We start from the raw sequence: 20,822 nt of genomic DNA, 5'->3' as shown, positions 1-20,822 counted from the left end.
AGCATACGAAACCGCCACGGCATGCCCTGCCGGGCGGTTCGAACGCGGCCTTATAGGCTCAAAGACCGCAAAACGCAATGCCCGAATTGGGCTGAATCGCACTCCGGACGTCAATAAAGATGCAGAAGCACCGGCAGGACATTGGTGTCCTGCAAATATTCCACGAACTCGAAAAACGGATAGGCGACGAAAAACACCAGACCATCCGTGAACGTGCGGTAAAGCCGGTCGGGGCGGACGATCAGTTCCTTGTCGTCACGAAAAAGCGAAGGATTCGGAAAGAATCGCGGAACACTGGCGCAATAGGCTTCATAAGGCTTGCCGAAATTCTGCTTCAGGAACTTCTCTTCCGTCCGGATGACGACCGAGAAAGCGAGATAGCAAAGCACGCCGAAAGTGATCGCGATGGTGAGACTGCCGGTCTGCGCGCCAATACCCATCGCACCGATGCTGCTGAACACATAGAGCGGATTGCGCGTGACCGAATAGGGACCGCTCTGCACGATTTCCGCGCTCTTGCGCCCGCCGATATAGAGCGTGCACCACATGCGACCGATAATGGCTGCAACGATCAGACTGAGACCGAAAGCCTCGATATATTCGTGAAAATGCCCGGCCGACCGCGAGCCTACGAAAAGCAGCGCCACCACCAGAAGCACGATGACCGCACCGATCGCAAAACGCCGCCGCTGTTGATATTTCCCCAGTTCGCCCAAAGTCTTCATTGCAGTTCCATGATCCCAAAATTGTCCGGGGAAATGAAAAGCCGCCCGAAGGCGGCTTTTCCAAGGCATTTCGAAATGTTCAGCGCGGAGCGAGAACCATCATCATCTGACGGCCTTCAAGCTTCGGCTCGGACTCGACCTTGGCGATTTCAACAGTGTCTTCCTTGACGCGCTGCAAAAGCTTCATGCCAAGTTCCTGGTGCGCCATTTCGCGTCCGCGGAAACGCAAGGTAACCTTCACCTTGTCGCCTTCCTCAAAGAAACGCTGAGCAGCCTTCATCTTCACCTCATAGTCATGGGTGTCGATGTTCGGTCGCATCTTGATTTCCTTGATTTCAACCGTTTTCTGCTTCTTGCGCGCTTCGGCGGCCTTTTTCTGATTCTGATACTTCAGCTTGCCGAGGTCGACGATCTTGCAAACCGGAGGCTCGGCATTCGGCACGATCTCAACGAGATCGAGACCGGCTTCTTCCGCCATGGCCAGCGCTTCCTGAATGGAAACGTCACCATGGTTCTGGCCTTCGGCATCGATAAGCTGAACCCGGGGAACCCGGATATCACGGTTGGAGCGCGGTCCGTCTTTCTGAACCGGCGTCGCTCTAAAGGGTCGGCGAATGGTCGTTATCTCCTAATTGTTACGTCTCATGCGGTCGGATGCTTGCTGCCAGACGGCATGTCCCCGATCAAACCGCAGTTGATCGCGGAAATGTCGTCAAGCAGGCGGCGAAGTCAATAGCATCTTTGTCAGGAAAAATCACCCCCGCGTGATAAACGTGCTTTTTATCATCATTTCGCGGCGGACAAGCGGCATATCGGTCACATTTGCCGTCATTTCAAGGGCCTCGCTTCAGATGGCGGGTTTTCTCTCTTTTCCGAACATGCCAAAACAATCCCGCAAATCGAGGAGATCTGACATGAACGTTGCGGGGCCGGAATTCATCGACGTGGACGGAGCGAAAATCGCGCTGCATCACAGAGCCGGAAGCAAGTCTCCGGGTGTCGTCTGGCTCGGCGGCTATCGTTCGGACATGCTGGGCACCAAGGCTGTTGTTCTCGACGAATGGGCGGCGGAGACCGGGCACAGCGCCTTACGCCACGACTATTCCGGCCACGGCTCCTCCGGCGGCGATTTCAATCAGGGCACCATTTCGCGCTGGCTGAACGAAAGCCTTGCCGTCTACCGCAAATATGCCAAAGGCCCGCAGATTCTGGTCGGCTCCTCCATGGGCGGCTGGATTGCGCTGCGCATGGCGCAGGAACTCATGAAGGAAGGCAACCCGCCCGCCGGGATCGTGCTGATAGCACCCGCTCCTGATTTTACCGCCGTGCTCGTTGAACCCACGCTTTCCGAAGCGCAGAAAAACGATCTTCAGGAAAAAGGCTATTTCGAAGAACCCTCCGAATATTCGCCCAATCCCTATATCTATACCCGCGCCTTGATCGAGGACGGACGAAAGAACCTGGTTCTCAACGGCATCATTGAGACCGGCTGTCCGGTCCACATCCTGCAGGGCATGCAGGACCCGGATGTTCCCTACAGGCACGCGCTGACGCTGGTGGAACACCTGCCCGTCGACGACGTGACCCTGACGCTGGTGCGCGATGGCGACCATCGCCTGTCGCGACCGCAGGATCTCGATCTCCTCATCCGCACCGTGTCCGGTCTGGCGGAACGCATCGGCGAAAAATCGTAACGGAGCACAGTCATGCGGTTTTCGGTTTTCGCTTCCTCCGCTGTCGCAGCCATTGTCGGCTTCGGCGGCACGCTGGCGCTCATCATTGCGGCCGCGCAGGTGCTGGGCGCCACACAGGCCGAAACCGCAAGCTGGGTCACGGCGATATGCCTTGCGATTGCCGCCTCATCCGCCTGGCTCAGCATCCGCTACAAAATGCCGATCATCGCAGCCTGGTCCACACCGGGCCTGGCGCTCATCGGAGCCAGCGCCGGTTTCAGCATGCCGGAAGCAGTCGGCGCATTCATCGTGACTGCACTGGCGCTCGTCGCCACCGGGCTTATCCGCCAGTTGTCGGTGCTCGTTTCGCGCATCCCGGCTTCCGTTGCGTCGGGCATGCTTGCAGGCGTGCTGCTCAGTTTCGTCATTGCCGCCGCCAAGACCGTGCCCGGCGATCCGGTTTTCGTTCTGCCACTGGTAGCGCTGTTCTTCGTCATCCGCCTGTTCAATCCGTCGCTCGCCGTCATTGCCGTCCTGGTCATCGGCATGGTCTTTGCTCTGGTCACGGGGCGGTCGCCCGCCCTGCCCGCGCCCGAGATTTCCACGCTCACCCTCATCTGGCCCGAGTTCAACATGGGTGCGATGATCGGCCTTGCGATCCCGCTCTATCTGGTGACCATGGCGTCGCAGAACCTGCCGGGTTTCGCCGTGCTGCGCGCTTCAGGCTATGAGCCGCCGACCAGCGCCTGCCTGCGCGTAACCGGCCTGTTTTCCCTGCTGACGGCTCCATTCGGCGCGTCGACCACCAACCTTGCCGCGATTTCGGCAGCGCTTTGCACCAATCCAGACGCGCATCCCGATGCCGCCAGGCGCTGGCTCACCGGCCCGGTCTATGCCGCGATCTATGTGGTGTTTGCCCTTTTCGGGGCATCACTTGTCGCGATCTTCGCCGTATTGCCGGTGACACTCATCGCCCTTGTTGCCGGTCTGGCGCTGACAGGCCCTTTCATCAATGCGATGTCATTGGCGCTCAAGGATGAACAGGAGCGGCTTGCGGCGACCATAACCTTTGCTGTGACAGCCTCCGGCATGGCATTTTTCGGCATCGGCTCTGCCTTCTGGGCGCTGATAGCTGGGCTTTGCGTGACTTTTCTCGAACATCTTCGCAAAAAAATTTCGAATTAATCACATTGGTTACGGGGCGCGCAGCCTGAATCCTCCGGTTGCATTCTTGAAAAGCCGCAATCTTTTCACCACGTCGAAGTCAAGCCGCCAGAAGAAAATCCCCGTATGGGTGGGCTGGCAGGCCCTGGTTTCGCGCATGTGGCCGGACGATTGTCGAACGGTTGAATGGCATGCGCTTTTTGACGGAGCAGACCATGACCAATACTGCATTGATCCGCCCGGCATGGACGCCAGCCACGATTGCGCTGATGGTGCTCGGATTTTTCCTGTTCTGGCCGCTTGGCCTTGCCATGCTCGCCTATATCCTGTGGGGGTGATCGCCTCGATGGGTTCAAGCGCGGCATGAACGAGAAGACCGATTCCATGTTCGGCTCGTTCCGCAACTGCCGCAAGGGCGAAAGCTTCAACTTCGGCGGCACAACCGGCAACGAGGCTTTTGACGACTGGCGTCGCGCCGAGCTGGAGCGACTGGCCGAAGAACGCCGCAAGCTTGAAGAAGCACGCGCCGAATTCGAGGCCTATGCCGCCGAACTTCGCCGCGCCCGCGACAAGGAAGAATTCGACCGCTTCATGGCCGAGCGCCGTGCGGCCTCGAAGAAGACGCCTGCCCCGCGCGCGAAAGGCGGCAAGGACGACATCACCGATCTTTGATCGATGAAACGGACCTGAAAAATCATTGGACGGCGCGGCTTGACCGCGCCGTTTTCCTGTCTTTCACAGAAATACCGGCTTTTTCAACACGTTCCACGCAAGTTGCATCCCGAAAACCGCTTTGCACTTTTCGGGATGCGCTCCGGAGCGAATCGCTTATTCTTGAAGGATGGGCCTTTCCTTTCTTCGGCAAATCAGCGGTAAAGGGGCATCCGCTGGAACGACGACAGTTCGCAGCGAACGCATTCATGCGGTCGCCGGACGGGAACTTCCCTTGCGCGTCTTCGAGAATCCGCGGGCCAAAAGGCTGACCCTGCGCATAGAAGCAGGCGGCAAGGGATTGCGCATCACGGTTCCGCCCGGACTTCCCGAGCGCGACGTGTTGAGCTTCCTCAACCGCCACGAGGGCTGGATCGAAAGCCGTATCGCAAAACTGCCGGACCAGCCGGGCGTGCGCGCCGGCATCAAAATTCCCCTGCGCGGCGTTCCGCACAAGATCGTGCATCAGCCCGGACGCGGCACGACCGAGCTTCTCGAAGGCAATATTCTGCTCGTCCATGGTGACCCGGCACATCTGCCGCGCCGCGTTGCCGATCACATCAAGCGCGACGTGAGGCGCGAGATCGAGGCGCTTGTCGTCCGTCACACCACCACTGTGGGCCGCAAGGCCAAGGCGGTGCGTTTCAAGGATACGAAAAGCCGCTGGGGATCATGCACTTCGGACGGTGTCCTTTCCTTCTCCTGGCGCATCGGCATGGCGCCTGCCCCGGTGATCAACTATCTTGTCGCCCATGAGGTGGCTCATCTCATCGAGATGAACCATGGGCCGAAATTCTGGAAACTCTGCCATGAGCTTTGCCCCGATACGGAGCGCTGCAAGGCTTGGCTGAAGCGCAATGGCAGCGCATTGCAGGCAATCGACTTCACATGAAATCATCCGTACTGAACGCCGCCCGGGTGCTGTGGGATTATCACTGCATCTATGATCCGCTTGAAACCGCCGATGTCATCATCGGGCTTGGCAGCTACGATCCGCGCGTGGCCGAAAGGGCCGCCGATCTGTTTCTGGAGGGCATGGCGACGTGGCTCGTGTTCACCGGCAAAAGCGGTCACTGGACGGAGAAACTCTATAAGAACAGCGAAGCGGAAGCCTTCGCCGAGATAGCCATCAGGCGCGGCGTGCCGGAAAAAGCTATCACGATCGAGCCCAACGCCACCAATATAGGCGAAAACATAAGGTTCAGCCGCGAAAAACTCGCCCCCGGCGCCATCAGCGCCATTCTCGTGACCAAGCCGCAGACCCAGCGCCGCGTCCTGGCGACCGTGGCCCGGCAATGGCCGGAAGCGCGCGCAAGCATCACCGCGCCGCTCACCGCCTTTGAGGACCAGCCGACGGCTGATCATCCGGTTGAAATGCTTGTCCATGAGATGACGGGCGACCTGCAGCGTATCCTGGAATATCCCGCCAAGGGCTACCAGATCGCGCAGGCAGTTCCCCTTGAGGTCATGGAGGCGTATGATTTTCTGATCGCACAGGGTTTTGATGGCCATCCGGTCTCCGAATAGATCGGAATGGACGGAATAGCTTGAGTAGCCCCCCGATTTATGCGACGGAAAACCATGGTTCTCGATATCAAGATATGCGGGCTTAAAACCCCCGACGCCGTTGCCGCCGCCCTCGACGGCGGTGCGACGCATATCGGTTTCATCTTCTTTCCCAAAAGCCCGCGCCATATAACACCGCAGAAAGCGGCAGGCTTGCGCGATGCGGTCAAGGGACGAGCGCTTGCCGTCGCCGTTACGGTCGACGCCGACGATGAAACCCTGGATGAGATCGTGGAAGCGGTGAAGCCCGACATTCTTCAGTTGCACGGTCATGAGACGCCGGAACGGGTCGCCTTCATCAAGGCGCGTTATGGCCTGCCGGTCATGAAGGCCTTTTCGGTGCGTGAAGCCAGCGATCTTGCCGCGATTGCAGCCTATAAGGGCATAGCCGACCGCTTTCTGTTCGACGCCAAGCCGCCGAAGGGATCGGACCTTCCGGGCGGCAACGGCGTGTCATTCGACTGGGAACTTCTGGCTGCGCTTGACGCCGATATCGATTACATGCTTTCCGGTGGATTGAATGCGGACAATATCGCCGAAGCGCTGCACAAGACGCAGGCGCCGGGTATCGATATATCGTCCGGCGTCGAGCGCGCGCCCGGCGAAAAGGATGTGCGTCTCATCGAGAATTTTTTCCGGGCTGTCGCTGACGCCCGCAGACAGCCTGAAATGACGGAGCGAAAGCGTTGAACAAGCCGGTTGAACCCAATTCCTACAAGACAGGCCCCGACGAAGAGGGCATGTTCGGTATTTTCGGCGGACGCTTCGTTGCCGAAACACTGATGCCGCTAATCCTCGAATTGCAGGAAGCCTATGAAACGGCGAAGAACGATCCTGAATTCAAGGCTGAGCTTTCCGCTCTTTCCACCTATTATGCCGGTCGTCCTTCCAAGCTCTATTATGCCGAAGGCCTGACGAAGCATTTGGGCGGCGCAAAAATCTACTTCAAGCGCGAAGACCTGAACCATACCGGCAGCCACAAGATCAACAATTGCCTTGGCCAGATTCTGCTTGCCAAGCGCATGGGCAAGACCCGCATCATCGCCGAAACCGGCGCTGGCCAGCATGGCGTGGCGTCTGCCACCGTTGCAGCGCGTTTCGGCCTGCCTTGCGTCGTCTATATGGGCGCGACGGATGTCGAGCGCCAGAAGCCGAACGTGTTCCGCATGAAGCTGCTCGGTGCCGAAGTGAAGCCCGTCACCGCTGGAAACGGCACGCTGAAAGACGCGATGAACGAAGCCCTGCGTGACTGGGTGACGAATGTCGAAGACACCTATTACCTGATCGGCACCGCCGCCGGTCCGCATCCCTATCCGGAACTGGTGCGCGACTTCCAGTCGGTGATCGGCAATGAGGCGCGCCAGCAGATTCTCGAACAGGAAGGACGCCTGCCGGACGTGATCGTGGCAGCGGTTGGCGGCGGCTCCAACGCCATCGGCCTGTTCCATCCGTTCCTGGACGATGCCTCCGTGAAGATCGTCGGCGTCGAAGCAGGCGGACGCGGTCTCGACGGGGAGGAACATTGCGCCTCGATGAGCGCCGGCCGTCCCGGTGTGCTGCATGGCAACCGCACCTATCTTCTCCAGAACGATGACGGCCAGATTCTCGAAGGGCATTCCGTTTCTGCTGGTCTCGATTATCCGGGCGTAGGTCCCGAACATTCTTGGCTCAAGGACAGCGGGCGCGTCGACTATGTGCCGATCCTCGATGATGAGGCGCTCGACGCATTCCAGCTGTGCACCCGCACCGAAGGCATCATCCCGGCGCTCGAATCCGCCCATGCCATCGCGCAGGCCGTGAAAATGGCCCCGACCATGGGCAAGGATCAGGTCATGATCGTCAATCTGTCCGGTCGTGGCGACAAGGATGTCCACACGGTCGGCAAGCTTCTCGGCATGGACATCTGACATGGGGAGCGACGTCGCCGAAATCTCCGTCTACAAGCCGCGTGCCGCATGGTTCGACGGTCTGGCGACGTGCGGTCCGGCGACGATCAAGCTCAATATCATCGAAGCCGATCCGGCCAACCCTGTCGCGGAAGCCGCTGTCGGCCTCGCCCGCAGACAGATCGAGACCGCCGCTGAAAAACTGGCCGCGCTGCCACATCTGGGCGTGGGTTTCGCCATTCTGCATCAAGGCGAGGAAGGCCTGTGGCTGCTCCTGCACTGGTGGCTTGAGGGCGGCATCGCGACGGAAATCCTCTGGCAGTCGGAACTCGGCGACGAGGTGGAATTCATGCCCGCACAGCCGCTTTTGATGGCCTGCGTGTGGGAACTCGGAATCATAGACTTTGAACGGCGCGCATGGATGGAAACGGCGATGGCGGGCAAGCCCGTTGCCGACTATCTGGCGCGCACTTTGCCACGGGGCACGGTATGACTACTCGCATCGACACCAAATTCGCTGAACTGAAGGCCGAGGGCCGTCCGGCGCTCGTTACCTATTTCATGGGCGGCGATCCCGATCTGGAAACCTCGCTCAAGGTGATGAAGGCCCTGCCGAAGGCCGGTGCGGACGTGATTGAACTGGGCATGCCCTTCTCCGATCCGATGGCAGACGGCCCCGCTATTCAGGCCGCTGGCCTGCGCGCCCTTAATGCCGGGCAAACGCTGGCGAAGACGCTGCACATGGCGGCAGAATTCCGCAAGGAAGACGACACCACCCCGATCGTCATGATGGGCTATTACAATCCGATCTATATCTATGGCGTGGAACGTTTTCTGACCGACGCCAAGGCCTCCGGCGTGGACGGATTGATCGTCGTCGATCTTCCCTCCGAAATGGATGCCGAGCTTTGCATTCCTGCCATGAAGGCCGGCATCAATTTCATTCGCCTCACCACGCCGACCACCGACGACAAGCGTCTGCCGAAGGTGCTGCACAATTCATCGGGCTTCGTCTATTACGTCTCGATGAACGGCATTACCGGATCAGCCATTGCCGATACGGCAAAGGTCGGCGAAGCCGTGCGCCACATCAAGAAGAGCACTGACCTGCCGATCTGCGTCGGTTTCGGCGTCAAGACGCCGGAGCAGGCAGCAGCCATCGCCACCCATGCCGATGGCGTCGTCGTCGGCACGGCGATTGTCAACGCGATTGCCGGTGAACTGGACGAAAACGGCAAGGCGAAGGGCGATCCAGTCGCCGCCGCAACCCGGCTTGTCCACGCTCTTGCAGAGAGCGTGCGCGCCACACGCCTTGAAGCCGCCCAATAAATCGTCCATTTAAGCGCCTGACAAGCTCTTTGCCGAAGAACAAGAAACGGAACCAAACGTCATGAACTGGATCACCAACTACGTTCGTCCGAAGATCAATTCGATGCTCGGCCGCCGTGAAATGCCGGAAAACCTCTGGATCAAGGATCCGTCGACCGGTGAAATGGTGTTTCACAAGGACCTTGAGAGCAATCAGTTCGTGATCCCGTCCTCGGGCCATCACATGCGCATCAAGGCAAAGGACCGTCTGCGTTTCTTCTTCGACAATGGCGAATACACCACGCTTGAAGCGCCGAAAGTGCCGGTCGATCCGCTGAAATTCCGTGACGAGAAGAAATATATCGACCGTCTCAAGGATTACCGCACCCGCACCGGCATGGACGACGCCATCGTCAACGGCATCGGCACCATTGAAGGCCTGCCGATCGTCGCCACCGTTCAGGATTTCGGCTTCATGGGCGGTTCTCTCGGCATGGGCGCCGGCGAAGCGATCATCCAGGGCTTTGAAAAGGCTATCGAGCTGAAGCGCCCGATGGTCCTGTTCGCCGCTTCGGGTGGCGCGCGTATGCAGGAAGGCATCCTGTCGCTGATGCAGCTTCCACGCACCACGGTTGCGGTGGAAATGCTGAAAGAAGCCGGCCTGCCCTACATCGTCGTCCTGACCAATCCGACCACGGGCGGCGTGACGGCCTCCTATGCCATGCTGGGCGATATCCACATCGCGGAACCCGGTGCACTGATCGGCTTTGCCGGGCCGCGCGTCATCGAGCAGACGATCCGCGAAAAGCTGCCGGAAGGCTTTCAGAGCGCCGATTATCTCATGGAACATGGCATGGTCGACATGGTCGTCTCACGCCTTGAACTGAAGAGCACGATTGCGCGCCTGCTCAAGATCATGACCAAGCAGCCCGCCAACAGCGATACTCCGGACGGCAAGAAGACGGAAGCTAACGGCAAGGCAGCCTGATCGTGACAGAAAAAGCCGCCGCCGCAATCGAGCGGCTTATGCAGTTGCATCCAAAGGGCTTCGACCTTTCCCTCGACCGCATCCGCGGTCTTCTGGAAAAGCTCGGCAATCCGCACCAGAAGCTGCCGCCGGTCATCCACATTGCCGGAACCAATGGCAAAGGATCGGCGACGGCTTTCTGCCGCGCACTTCTGGAAGCAGGCGGCTTCGACGTTCACGTCCACACCTCGCCGCATCTCGTCCATTGGCACGAGCGCTATCGTCTGGCGGCGCCCGGAGGCGGAAGGCTGGTCAGCGACGATGTTCTGGCCGACGCGATAGAGCGTGTTGCAGCCGCCAATGACGGGCAGCATATCACCGTTTTCGAAATCCTGACGGCGGTCGCCTTCGTGCTCTTTTCCGAGCATCCGGCCGATGTCGTCGTCATGGAAGTCGGTCTCGGCGGATGTTTCGACGCTACCAATGTCATTACCGATCCCGCCGTCTCGCTCATCATGCCGGTGTCAATCGACCATCAGGCCTATCTCGGTGACCGTGTGGAGCTTATCGCCGCCGAAAAGGCCGGCATCATCAAGAAGGATTGCCCGGTCGTCGTCGGCTTCCAGCCCTTCGATGCGGCGCGCGAAGTGCTTGTCTCGACAGCGGACCGGCTCGACTGTCCGGTTTCGGTCTATGGACAGGATTTCCTCGCCTTCGAGGAACACGGACGCATGGTGTTCCAGAACGAGGACGGCCTGATCGACCTGCCATTGCCGCGCCTGCCGGGACGCCACCAGATCTCCAATGCCGCAGCTGCAATTGAGGCCGTGCAGATGGCTGGTTTCAGCCTGACCGACAAGGCGGTGGAAAAGGCGCTGATGGTGGTGGACTGGCCAGCACGCATGCAGCGGCTGACCCACGGAGCGCTCGTCGACATGGCTCCGGCAGCCTCCGAAATCTGGCTCGATGGCGGTCATAATCCGGGTGCAGGCGCAGTGATCGCGGAAGCTTTCGGCGATCTGGAGGAGCGTAATGCACGCCCGCTGTTCCTCATCACCGGCATGATCAACACCAAGGACCCGGTCGGCTATTTCGAAGCCTTTTCCGGCATGGCGCGGCACGTTTTCACTGTGCCGATCCCGTCCAGCGATGCGGGCATTCCCAATGATGAGCTGGCGGTTTCAGCGCAGAAGGCCAATCTCTCGGCGGAGCCCGTTCATTCGGTTGCCAATGCGTTGAAACTTCTGCGCGACACCTGGCCCCCGGATGAAGTGCCGCCCCGTATCCTGATCGGCGGATCGCTTTACCTTGCGGGTGAAGTCCTGCGAGACAACGGCACACCACCCCAATAAGCAAAAACCCGGCTCGAAGGCCGGGTTTTTTCGTTTTATGATGCTGTTTTACGCAGCCGAAGCCTTGATCCAGTCGGCAAGGCGGCTCTTCGGAGCAGCGCCGACCATATTTGCGGCGAGTTCACCGTCCTTGAACATCAGAAGCGTCGGGATCGAACGCACGCCAAACTGCGCGGCCAGTTCCGGATTCTCGTCGATATTGACCTTGGCGATCTTGACCTGACCGGCCATTTCGGTCGCGATTTCGTCCAGAGCCGGAGCGATCATCTTGCAGGGACCGCACCATTCCGCCCAGAAATCCACCACGACAGGCTCGCTGGACTGAAGAACGTCCGACTGAAAATTGCTGTTATCGACCTTAACGGTTGCCATAGGGCTATCCTCTTTTCTCTCCAAGAACGGCAGACGTCTTTCCAGACTCACAACACATTCCGCTCTTTATTCGCTATATCATGTGGCGTGTCTGCTGCCATCCGTCAAGTTCTGGTTCGTCACCTTTACTTGAGAGTCTTTCAGTGACTGCAACGCCCTCGTCCAGAATCGCATCCGGCAACGGCATCAAAAACGGACCTTCGGTGAACAGAAGCGCCGTTTCGACAATCCGCCCCGGATAGAGGGGAGCCAGCAATTCCCGATAAAGCGCAAGCTGCGCCCGATAGGCAAAAGGAACCGCATCGATGGTTTTCGGCGGCGGTCGATTGGTCTTGTAATCGACGATCAGCACCCGGTTCTCGCCGACGCTGATGCGGTCGATCTGGCCTGACACGGCATGATCGCGCCCGCCAAGCTCGATCGTGCCCATGATGGCAACTTCCCCGCGTGAGCCTTGTGCAAATACCGGCGCGTAGGTCGGGTCGTCGAGAATAGTCCTGACGCTTTGCCATGCCATCTGCCGTTCCGTTTCGGGCCAGTCGGCAGCGATGCGGTCAAGATAGTCATGCGCAAGCGTTTCGCGGTCGGCCTGTGGCACATCGGGCAGATATTGCAGCAGCATATGGATCGCCGTGCCGCGCCGCAGCGCAAAGGCAGGCGACCCGTTGCCCGGTCCCAGAACCGGCGAAAACGTATCGAGCGGCGGTTCTTCGTCCGCTTCGATCAGGGCCGACGCGCCCGATGGCGCCAGCGGGCGCGGCAATCCGGTTTCCGGCTTTATCGGCCGCAAATAATCGCGCGGCAGCGAAGGCAGCGCATGATCCTCGGTCTTGTCCTGATCGACAATCTCGACCATTCCGCGCGGCGTGTTGCGATAGCGCCGTGCGGCAAGTTTCAGCACGGGATGCACGAATGTCTCGGCCTTGGCGGCCAGCGCATCCTCGGCAAGACGATGCCATGTCTCGCCGCTTTCGCGCGCGCCGCGATAGCCGCAGATGATGAGGCGATCCTCGGCCCGCGTCATGCCGACATAAAGCAGGCGGCGATATTCTTCCTCGGCCCGTGTCTTCAGCTTATCGATCTGCGCTGCCGTGAACCCGGTCTGGTAACCGGCATTGGGTTGCCAGAGATAGCCTTTCACCGGCGGATTGCCGTCTGAAAAATCAAAGGGAATGAGCTTTGGCGCGCGGCTGCCGGTCCAGACCGCGCTTCCCGGATCGACCAGGAACACCACCGCCCCTTCCAGCCCCTTGGCGGCGTGGACGGTCATGATGCGCACCTCATTGCGGCCCTGATCGAGTTCGCGCTTGATTTCCGGCGATGCCGCATCCAGCGTTTCAAGGAATGCCTGCAAGCCCGGCAGACCGGCGCGCTCCGCGGAAAGCGCATAATTCTGGAATTCATCGATGATGTCGCCAGCCTCCGGCCCCAACCGGGCCAGAAGTTTTCGTCGCGCACCATCCGCACTCAATATGCGCGCATAGAATTCGAACACCGGCATGGTATCGGCCATATTGCGCCAGCGGCTCAGGGTCTTGTGCACCTCGGCCAGCGCCGCATCGCCACGCGAGACCTGATAAAGCCGTTCGAACAGTGTGAGGCTTGAGCCTCGCGGGTGGGCAAGCTCGAAAAGCTGATCGTCATCCCAGCCGAACAGCGGGCTTTTCAGAACCGATGCCAGCGAAAGGTCGTCCGAAGGCTGCAACACGAAACGACCGAGCGCCATCAGGTCCTGAATGGCGATATGGCTGGTGAGCCGCAAGCGGTCGGCGCCTGCGACGGGGACGGACAGGTTTTTCAGTGCACGCGACAAGGCGGGCATGAACTGGTCGCGCTTTCGCACCAGAACCATGATGTCGCGCGGCATGATCCGCCGGTTCTGGCCCGGAATAATTTCGCCGCTATCCAGCCAATGGCGAATGGTGGCCGCGATCTGATCCGCGAGCCGCACAGCAGGCGCCGCCAGATGATCGACAGGCTCTCGCCAGTCATCGGGCTCTTCCACCTCTTCCGGCGTCAGCATGTCCCAGATTTCCACCTCGCCCGGCGCATCGGCGCGAATGGCTTCATGCACCGTTGCGCCCGCAAGGCCGCGATGGGCCTCGGGCCTGGCAAAAACCTCGTCCACCGCCTGCAAAACATCGGGAGCGGAGCGGAACGAGAAATTGAGGCTGACGCGCTCGAATTTCAGCTCCGCATCTTCCGCGCGCAGACTGACGGAACGTCCCTGCGCCGCGAAATCCTCCGGCACTGCGCCCTGAAACGAATAGATCGATTGTTTTTCGTCACCGACGGCAAAGAGCGTGCGGCTGATATTGCGCTGGCCGAGGCCGGAGAAAAACTCCTCCGACAACATGCGGATCACCTGCCACTGGTCGGGGCTGGTATCCTGCGCCTCATCGACCAGAATATGGTCGATGCCGCGATCAAGCTTGTATTGCACCCACTGCCCTGCCCCGTTGCGGGCAAGCAGCGCCACGGTCCGGGTGATGAGATCCTCAAAATCGAGCAGGCCGCGCTTTCGTTTGAGATCGTGATAGCGTTGCAGCAGATTGTCGACCAGCGTCAGCGCGGCCAGATTGAGCCGCACCAGACGCAATTCCTTCAACCGGTCGAGCCCCTGTTCGACACGCGCCGCCGCCGCGTCGAAATCCTCCTCGAAATCCGGCAGAAGTTTTTTCACCGCCGCCGAGCAGACATAGGAGCCGGATTTAGGCTCGCCCGTGCTTTTGAGAAATGCTGCGCGCAACACGGCTTCGCGGTCGCGCTGGCCCGTCACCTTGTCGAAACGGCGCAGTTGCAGCGCAAAATCCTGCGCACGCGACGCGCCCTTCTGGATCGACATGATGAGATCGAGCGCATCGTCGGAAAATTCCGGTATCGGCCAGAGATCGGCGAGGAGATCGTCCTCGCTGGTTTGGGGGTCAAAGCCGAATGCCCGGTGCAAAGCTTCGCTGCGATGTGGCGGTACGCCCAGTTCGGCGATATAGGTCTGCAAACCATTGCGCCGGCTTACGGCTTCCTCGAGAAGCGATTGCAGGCCCATCTCGCCCGCTGCCTGCAAGACATCGGCGAAGGCAGCCGCCAGTTCCATATCGCCGCCGCCATGCGCGGTTTCGAGCAGTTGGCGTCGTGCTTCACCGACGAGTGCGGCCTGCATCAGATCATCCATCATCTCGAAATGACCGGCAATGTTCGCCTCAAGCGGGAACTGGTGCAGGATCGCTTCACAGAAAGCGTGGATGGTCTGGATTTTAAGCCCGCCCGGCGTTTCCAGCGCACGCGCGAACAGCCGTCTTGCCGCCGCCAGACGGGCATCGCCCGGTCTGCGGCCTTCCAGTGATTTCAGACGTTCGGTCAGTTCTTCGTCGGGCAAGACGGCCCATTCGGAAAGCCGCATGAACACGCGGTTCTGCATCACCGCCGCCGCCGCCTTGGTATAGGTGAGGCAGAGAATCTTGGAAGGGTCCGTGCCTTCCAGCAGCAGGCGGATAACCCGTTCCGTCAGAACATGCGTCTTGCCGGAACCCGCATTGGCCGACACCCAGACGGAAGCCGCCGGATCCGCGGCCCTGCCCTGCGCAAACAATGTTTCCGGCGGAATATGGAGCTTCTTCTTCACGCCTCGCCCTCCCCGCCAGCATCGCCACCGGCAGACCATTCCAGCACCCGCGCCAGATGATCGTAATCGCCTGTCAGGTCGGTTTCACGGAATGGCAGTGCACGGGAAAGATAACCTTTTTCCGGCTTCTGATACTCGGCCAGCAATTGCGCCAGCCGCTGCCAGGATTCCTCACCAAGCGCCGGTGCGGTTTTCTCCGAGGGCGGTCGTCCGATCTTGAGGATCGACTCCGGCTTCACCTCGCCGCCCGCCTTGAGGCGCACATAGGTGAGGTCCGAAGCACGGACCGAACCCAGTTCCCGAAACGCGCCGCGCACCAGAAGTGCGGCTTCCAGCGCCAGCTGCGGCGACAGCAGCACATGGGCCTGTCGGGGCGACGGTGTCGAGCCGGTCTTGTAATCGATGATTTCGGCGGTCCCGTTACGCATTAGGTCGATACGGTCAGCACGGCCCGAAAGCGTGATTCCGAGCCCTTCCACTTCGCGCTTGTCCGACGAAATCTCGGCAAACCGGGTCTGGACATTATAGGCGCGCTCGCGCTCCCAGGCCAGAAATTGCGGGATGAGCGCCGTGAAGCGTGGCCACCACACAGCCTCGATTTCCGTCGGCAGGTCCATATCGGCAAAAAGAATGCGACCGAGTTCCATCAGGCGGTCGGCGGCATCGGGCGCCAGCGGATCGATTGCCTCTTGCGTGAAATGACCCAGAATATCGTGGAACAAGGTGCCGCGTTCAGCCGCCGCCGGGTCGCGAATCAGAGGCTCCAGCGGCCGCAGTTTCAATATCTTCCTGGCGAAGATCGCATAAGGGTCGCGGCGCAGCGTTTCGATTTCCGTCACCGAAAAATGCTTCGGCCTGGCAGCGACAGGAGGAGCGGGCTGCGGCCTTTTCACGAAAGGCACGTCTTCGGCCCGGTCGATTTCGCGTGACCACTGGATGAAACGTGACCCGCGCCTGCGCATCTGCGCAGTGACATCGGCACCCAGCACCGTTTCAAGCCGCTGCAGCCAGCGCGAGGCAACCGTGGGCGCATTGTCGGAACGCTGCGAGCGCGTCAGCACGACATGATCCATGCCCAGCGCCATCTGGAAATCGTGGGCGGCAAGGCCGGTGCGCCGTTCGGGCGGATCGAGCGCGATCATCGACTTCATCGGACGCGACATGAACGGATCGTTACGGGTGCGGGCAGGCCAGCTTCCCTCATTGAGACCGCCGATCACCACCGTATCCATGGTTTGCAGGCGCGCTTCCAGCGCACCCCAGATGAAGAGACGCGGATGACCGCCCGGATGCGGCTTGACAGTCTCGCCCGCCATCAGCGCATCCAGCACGGCTGGCCATTCCGAAGCTTCGAAATCAAGCCCGGCTTCGCTTGAAACCAGACCGCGCAAAAAGGCGGCGAGCTGTTCCCCCCGTTCCCCGGAATAAAATGGCGCGACGCTGGCTTTTTCGTTCCGGGCAAGATTTTCCAGCGCCTCGACGGTGGCGCGCGCGATTTCGCCGATCTCGGTTCGGCGTCCGGCGATAACGAAAGGGGCGAGCGGCGCCACGGCTTTCGACAGGCTTTCGCAAAGGTTTCGTGCCGCCGCGATCATGTCCGGCGTAACCGTGTCATGCCATGCCGGTTGCCACGTCTGGCTGGCGCTTTCCTCCAGCCGCCGGTCGAAAAATGCGGGAAGATCGAGCACGGAGGCCCGGCCCGTTCCGCCGCGAAAAGCGATGAGTTCAAGCGTTTCGGCGGCAAGGCGTCGTTCGATACGGGGAGCTTCCAGCCGCAGCAGCGGATGCTTGACCAGCGCCAGCAGGGCAACCGGATCACCCGGATTGAAGACCGTCTCGACCAGCAGGCGCAGCAATGTCGTGGTTTCGACATCGCGCAGATGCCGACCGCCGGAATCGTCGGCATCGATGCCGAAGCGGGCCAGTTCGCCGACCACGCGCCCGCGCCAGATTGCGGTCGGCGGTGACGAGCGCGGTCGTCTTGCCTTCTTCATTGATCGCATCGCGCAAGGCGAGAGCGACGGCCAGCGCCTCCTCCCCGCTCATTGGCGGCTTCGATCAGGTCGATCGTCTGCGCGGCAGCGTGCAGGCTGTCCGCCTCCATATCGAGCTTGCCCCACGCATCGGTCGTTTCCGCCGGGCGCAGCGCCTCGCTCACCACCCGCTCGCGCAGGCGTTTGGAGGCGGGCATGTCATCCAGATGTTCCACATCTTCGCGCAAGGTCTGCATTGCATCCAGAAGCTTGCGCAAACCGAACTGCGGATGACCGTAAGTCGAGGGATTGTCGGTTGCCGATGCCAGCAGCTGCCAGGCTGCATCGTCGAGGTCGCGATCCAGCCCCGGCAGCACCACCGCGCCATTCGGCAGTTCCGCAATGGCGGAAATCAGTTCCGCAGTGGCGGGTATGGAACCGGTGGAACCGGCAACAATGACAGGACCAGCGGGCGGATGGGTGCGCAGCCGCTTAACCTCGCTCCAGATGAGATCGTTGCGATGCGCAGCCGGGTTTGAAAGCTTGCGCTCCGCCAGAATGTCCGGCCAGAGATTGGTGACGATATTGAGAAAGCCAAGCGTGACCTGCCACCAGTCGGCGAGGTCTTCCGGGGCAATCGTCGCAAGCTCGCTCCACTTCGCCCCATCGGTTTCGACCTGATCCATCAGGCCGGCCAGATCGCGGGCAAGCCAGATCGCATCGGAAGTGGTCGCCGGAACGGAAACATCGTCAACACCAAACAAGGCACGCACATGCGAGGGCAGCGATTCCCGCCACGGGCGGATCAATCGCGCCAGAAGCAGAAGCCGCTCCGCCGTGCCGATTGGCGGATTGATGTCGAACACGCCTGACGAACCGGCATTGAAGAAAGCGGCGTCCTCATCCACATCGCCCAACGGTTTTATCGTCGGCAAAATGGCGCTCTTTTTTTCCGACGCATTTCCGAATGCAAAACCGCTTACCGCTTTTGCCGAAAGTCCTTTAGCCGGATTTATATCGACCAAAATGGACCGCAAAGCACGCGCCGCACGGCGCGTCGGCACATAGATGGTCGCATTGGCCAGCGCCAGCGGATCGGAAGGATTGCCGGGAAAACCTTCGACCAGCCGCCCTTCCAGAAGCGCCCTGGCAAAAGCTGGCAAAAACGGTGTGCCGGGAGGAATTGAAAACAGGCGCTGTTTCCCATCTCTGGGTCTTCGTGCGCTCATGCGCTCCACCTCCTTATGCGAATGCGGTAAGCGCCGCCTCCGCCTCGCCGATTGCGTCCGGCGTGCCGACGGTCAGCCAGTGCCCGGTCATTGGCATACCATAAAGGCGACCCGCCGCAATCGCTTCATCAAAATAACGATTGAGCGAGGACACGGCCGGCTCCGCGCCATTGAAGATGCGGGGATGGATGATCCCTGCTCCGGCATAGATCACCGGCTCGCCGGAGACATCACGCGCACGGCGCAGATGCCCGGTATCGTCGGCAACGAAATCGCCCTTGCCTTCATAACCGGTTTCCTGATCGAGACGCGCCGTCATCAGCAGAATATCCATCCGCTCCGCATCCCAGGCTTCAGTCAGCGCCGTGAGGTTGGGGGCTTTCTCATCACCGACCCAGAATGTATCGGCATTCAGAATGAAAAACGGTTGCGTTCCCAGTATCGGCAGCGCCTTCACAATGCCCCCCGCGGAATCGAGCAGCATGTCGCGTTCATCCGAAATCACGATCTCCAGATCGTTACGGTTCCGAAGATGGTCTTCGAGCTGGTCGGCCAGATAATGCACATTGACGACTGCGGTGCGAATACCGGCCTGTGCCGCCGCCTCGAGGCCCCAGTCGATCAGAGGCTTGCCCGCCACCTTGACCAGCGGCTTTGGAATGGTTTCGGTGATGGGGCGCATGCGCTTGCCAAGACCGGCGGCAAGAACCATAGCCTTCTCCGGGGCCATTTTCGGCGTTCTCATTGCGCGGGCCTCTTCCTGCTGCATCAACCCCAATTCCTCAAACCATGCCGCCACAGGCGCCATGACCGGATGCTTCAGCACACGTCCGAGATAGTCGTGAATGCGCGGCAGATGCTCCAGATAAGCCGGCTTTCCATCACGCTCGTCAAGCCGCACGAATAGCCCCAGCAGCTTGGCATTGCGCTGCGCGCCCATGGCCGCATAGGCCTTGCGGAACGAAGCCTCATCGAAGGCATGTCCGAGCGCACGGCGCTCATCGCAATAGGCTGCGACCACGGCCTGTTCCAGCTCCGGCGAAATCGTCACCCGCGCATCGAGCGCCAGCGAAGCGACGTCATAGGCTGCGGGCCCGATCATCGCATCCTGAAAATCGATGACACCGATCCTGTCCCTGCCTTGCGCCTCCGGGAACCAGAACAGGTTCGGCGAATGGTAGTCGCGCAGGAGCAGGCTCTTCTCGACATCGGCAATATCGGCGATCACGCGACCCCATGCCGCCTCGAAAGCTTGCTTTTCTGCCTCTGTCAGCTGCCTGCCCATCATGCGCGGCGCGTACCACTGGCCGATCAGGCTGACCTCGATCATCATCGCGTCGCGGTCAAAACCGGCGATGATGTGATCAGGATAGCCGGCAACCGGCGCATGGTCCGGCCAGGTGATACCGTGCAGATGTGCCAGAAAGCGCCCGGCAGCTTCGTAGCGTTCGGCAACAGGTTCGCCTGAGGCTGCCCGCACGCCCTCGGTTCCGAGATTTTCGAGGATCAAAAGCCCTGCATCTATATCCATGGCACGCATTTGCGGTGCGCGAAAACCGTGCTTTGCGAGCAAACCATCAATTGCCACGAAAGCCTGAATGTTCTCAGCAATATGGGCAAGCTGGCGGTAGGATTTGCCATTGCGTAACGGCGGATCATACGGCATCGCTGGCGCGTTCATGAGAACTTCGACATCATCGGCGGCACTTGCGATAAGCTCATATCTGCGTGGACCAGCATCTCCCTGGAAATAACGACGCGTCGCATCGGAACGGCCATGGCCGTCCAGAAATGCCCGAATGGCCCGCGAACGTTCCAGACGGCTGATGGCAGCTGCAGGTCCCGACACGGCAATGCGCCGCCCTGCCCCTTCATGGCTCAGTGTGACGGCAAAAGACGGTTCCGGCAAAAAACCCTCGCCCTGCTCCGGCCATTCGGCCAGAACCACACCATCCTCCATAAATTCCGGCAGTCCCAGCTCATCCAGTTCTTCGCCGTGCGAAATACGGTAAAGATCGGCATGGGCGACCGGAATCCGCAAGGCCTCGTAACTTTGCACAAGCGTGAAAGTCGGGCTTGGAACGTCCAGCCCTTCATCGTCAGCGATTGCCCGGATGATCGCACGGGCAAGCGAGGATTTTCCCGCCCCCAGATCGCCGGAAAGCGTGACAAGATCGCCCTTTTGAAGCGCAAGGGCGAAATCTTCACCAAAACGCTGCGTTGCGGTTTCGTCGGGCAAGAAATAGCTGATGCTGGATTGTGAGGCGCTCATGG

At 60.2% G+C, this 20,822-nt stretch carries 14 protein-coding genes and 3 pseudogenes; 11 read left to right on the top strand and 6 right to left on the bottom strand.

From position 1 onward, the window contains the following. Nucleotides 1-110: 110 nt before the first annotated feature. Both OINT_RS12080 and infC read right to left on the bottom strand, forming a co-directional pair. Nucleotides 111-725 carry a methyltransferase family protein gene (locus OINT_RS12080; protein ID WP_006468097.1) on the bottom strand — a complete coding sequence of 205 codons (615 nt, stop codon included), beginning with the start codon at nt 723-725 and terminating at the stop codon, nt 111-113. Between the two features lie 79 nt (nt 726-804). After that, on the bottom strand, nt 805-1,341 hold the full coding sequence (gene infC, locus OINT_RS12075) for a translation initiation factor IF-3 (protein ID WP_075041821.1): 537 nt from the start codon (nt 1,339-1,341) through the stop codon (nt 805-807). 298 nt (nt 1,342-1,639) lie between these two features. Between infC and OINT_RS12065 the strand changes: the two genes are divergently transcribed. The 11 genes and pseudogenes from OINT_RS12065 (at nt 1,640) to OINT_RS12015 (ending at nt 11,352) form a co-directional block, all read left to right on the top strand. After that, the gene (locus OINT_RS12065; RefSeq protein ID WP_006473269.1) at nt 1,640-2,419 is read left to right on the top strand and encodes an alpha/beta hydrolase; all 780 of its coding nucleotides are present in this window, start codon (nt 1,640-1,642) and stop codon (nt 2,417-2,419) included. Between the two features lie 12 nt (nt 2,420-2,431). After that, the gene (locus OINT_RS12060; RefSeq protein ID WP_006468095.1) at nt 2,432-3,583 is read left to right on the top strand and encodes a benzoate/H(+) symporter BenE family transporter; all 1,152 of its coding nucleotides are present in this window, start codon (nt 2,432-2,434) and stop codon (nt 3,581-3,583) included. 194 nt (nt 3,584-3,777) lie between these two features. Beyond that, nucleotides 3,778-4,234: pseudogene (locus tag OINT_RS12055) on the top strand (DUF2852 domain-containing protein). 169 nt (nt 4,235-4,403) lie between these two features. Next, the gene (locus tag OINT_RS12050) at nt 4,404-5,165 is read left to right on the top strand and encodes a M48 family metallopeptidase (protein WP_006468092.1); all 762 of its coding nucleotides are present in this window, start codon (nt 4,404-4,406) and stop codon (nt 5,163-5,165) included. Then, nucleotides 5,162-5,800, top strand: a complete 639-nt coding sequence (locus OINT_RS12045) for a YdcF family protein (protein ID WP_039852811.1) — start codon at nt 5,162-5,164, stop codon at nt 5,798-5,800. Before OINT_RS12050 ends, OINT_RS12045 begins: the two co-directional genes overlap by 4 nt. Nucleotides 5,801-5,854: 54 nt before the next feature. Beyond that, nucleotides 5,855-6,529 carry a phosphoribosylanthranilate isomerase gene (locus OINT_RS12040; protein ID WP_006468090.1) on the top strand — a complete coding sequence of 225 codons (675 nt, stop codon included), beginning with the start codon at nt 5,855-5,857 and terminating at the stop codon, nt 6,527-6,529. Continuing rightward, nucleotides 6,526-7,746, top strand: a complete 1,221-nt coding sequence (trpB, locus tag OINT_RS12035) for a tryptophan synthase subunit beta (RefSeq protein ID WP_006468089.1) — start codon at nt 6,526-6,528, stop codon at nt 7,744-7,746. The genes OINT_RS12040 and trpB overlap by 4 nt, the downstream gene beginning before the upstream one ends. A 1-nt stretch (nt 7,747) precedes the next feature. Next, nucleotides 7,748-8,218, top strand: coding sequence for a hypothetical protein (locus tag OINT_RS12030; RefSeq protein ID WP_006473272.1), 471 nt, complete (start codon nt 7,748-7,750; stop codon nt 8,216-8,218). Next, nucleotides 8,215-9,054 carry a tryptophan synthase subunit alpha gene (trpA, locus tag OINT_RS12025; RefSeq protein ID WP_006468088.1) on the top strand — a complete coding sequence of 280 codons (840 nt, stop codon included), beginning with the start codon at nt 8,215-8,217 and terminating at the stop codon, nt 9,052-9,054. Before OINT_RS12030 ends, trpA begins: the two co-directional genes overlap by 4 nt. 61 nt (nt 9,055-9,115) lie before the next feature. Further along, entirely contained in the window at nt 9,116-10,021 is a 906-nt protein-coding gene (gene accD, locus OINT_RS12020) for an acetyl-CoA carboxylase, carboxyltransferase subunit beta (RefSeq protein WP_006468087.1), read from the top strand. 38 nt (nt 10,022-10,059) lie between these two features. Then, complete coding sequence (locus tag OINT_RS12015) at nt 10,060-11,352, top strand: bifunctional folylpolyglutamate synthase/dihydrofolate synthase (RefSeq protein ID WP_172491111.1); 1,293 nt, start codon at nt 10,060-10,062, stop codon at nt 11,350-11,352. Nucleotides 11,353-11,400: 48 nt separating this feature from the next. Here the strand turns inward: OINT_RS12015 and trxA are convergent, their stop codons facing one another. The 4 genes and pseudogenes from trxA to tsaE all read right to left on the bottom strand — a co-directional run bounded on the left by trxA (nt 11,401) and on the right by tsaE (nt 20,820). Next, nucleotides 11,401-11,724: a thioredoxin gene (gene trxA, locus OINT_RS12010; RefSeq protein ID WP_006473274.1), complete on the bottom strand. Its 324-nt coding sequence runs from the start codon at nt 11,722-11,724 to the stop codon at nt 11,401-11,403. A gap of 78 nt (nt 11,725-11,802) precedes the next feature. Continuing rightward, nucleotides 11,803-15,346 (bottom strand): annotated as a pseudogene (gene addA, locus OINT_RS12005) (double-strand break repair helicase AddA). Then, a pseudogene (addB, locus tag OINT_RS12000) lies at nt 15,343-18,548 on the bottom strand (double-strand break repair protein AddB). Before addB ends, addA begins: the two co-directional pseudogenes overlap by 4 nt. A 13-nt stretch (nt 18,549-18,561) precedes the next feature. Continuing rightward, nucleotides 18,562-20,820: a tRNA (adenosine(37)-N6)-threonylcarbamoyltransferase complex ATPase subunit type 1 TsaE gene (gene tsaE, locus OINT_RS11995; RefSeq protein WP_080556941.1), complete on the bottom strand. Its 2,259-nt coding sequence runs from the start codon at nt 20,818-20,820 to the stop codon at nt 18,562-18,564. Between the last annotated feature and the right edge of the window lie 2 nt (nt 20,821-20,822).

The organism is Brucella intermedia LMG 3301, assembly GCF_000182645.1.
Lineage (GTDB): Bacteria > Pseudomonadota > Alphaproteobacteria > Rhizobiales > Rhizobiaceae > Brucella > Brucella intermedia.
The sequence above is the reverse complement of the archived record's forward strand: the minus strand, read 5'-3'. Positions and strand labels throughout refer to the sequence as shown.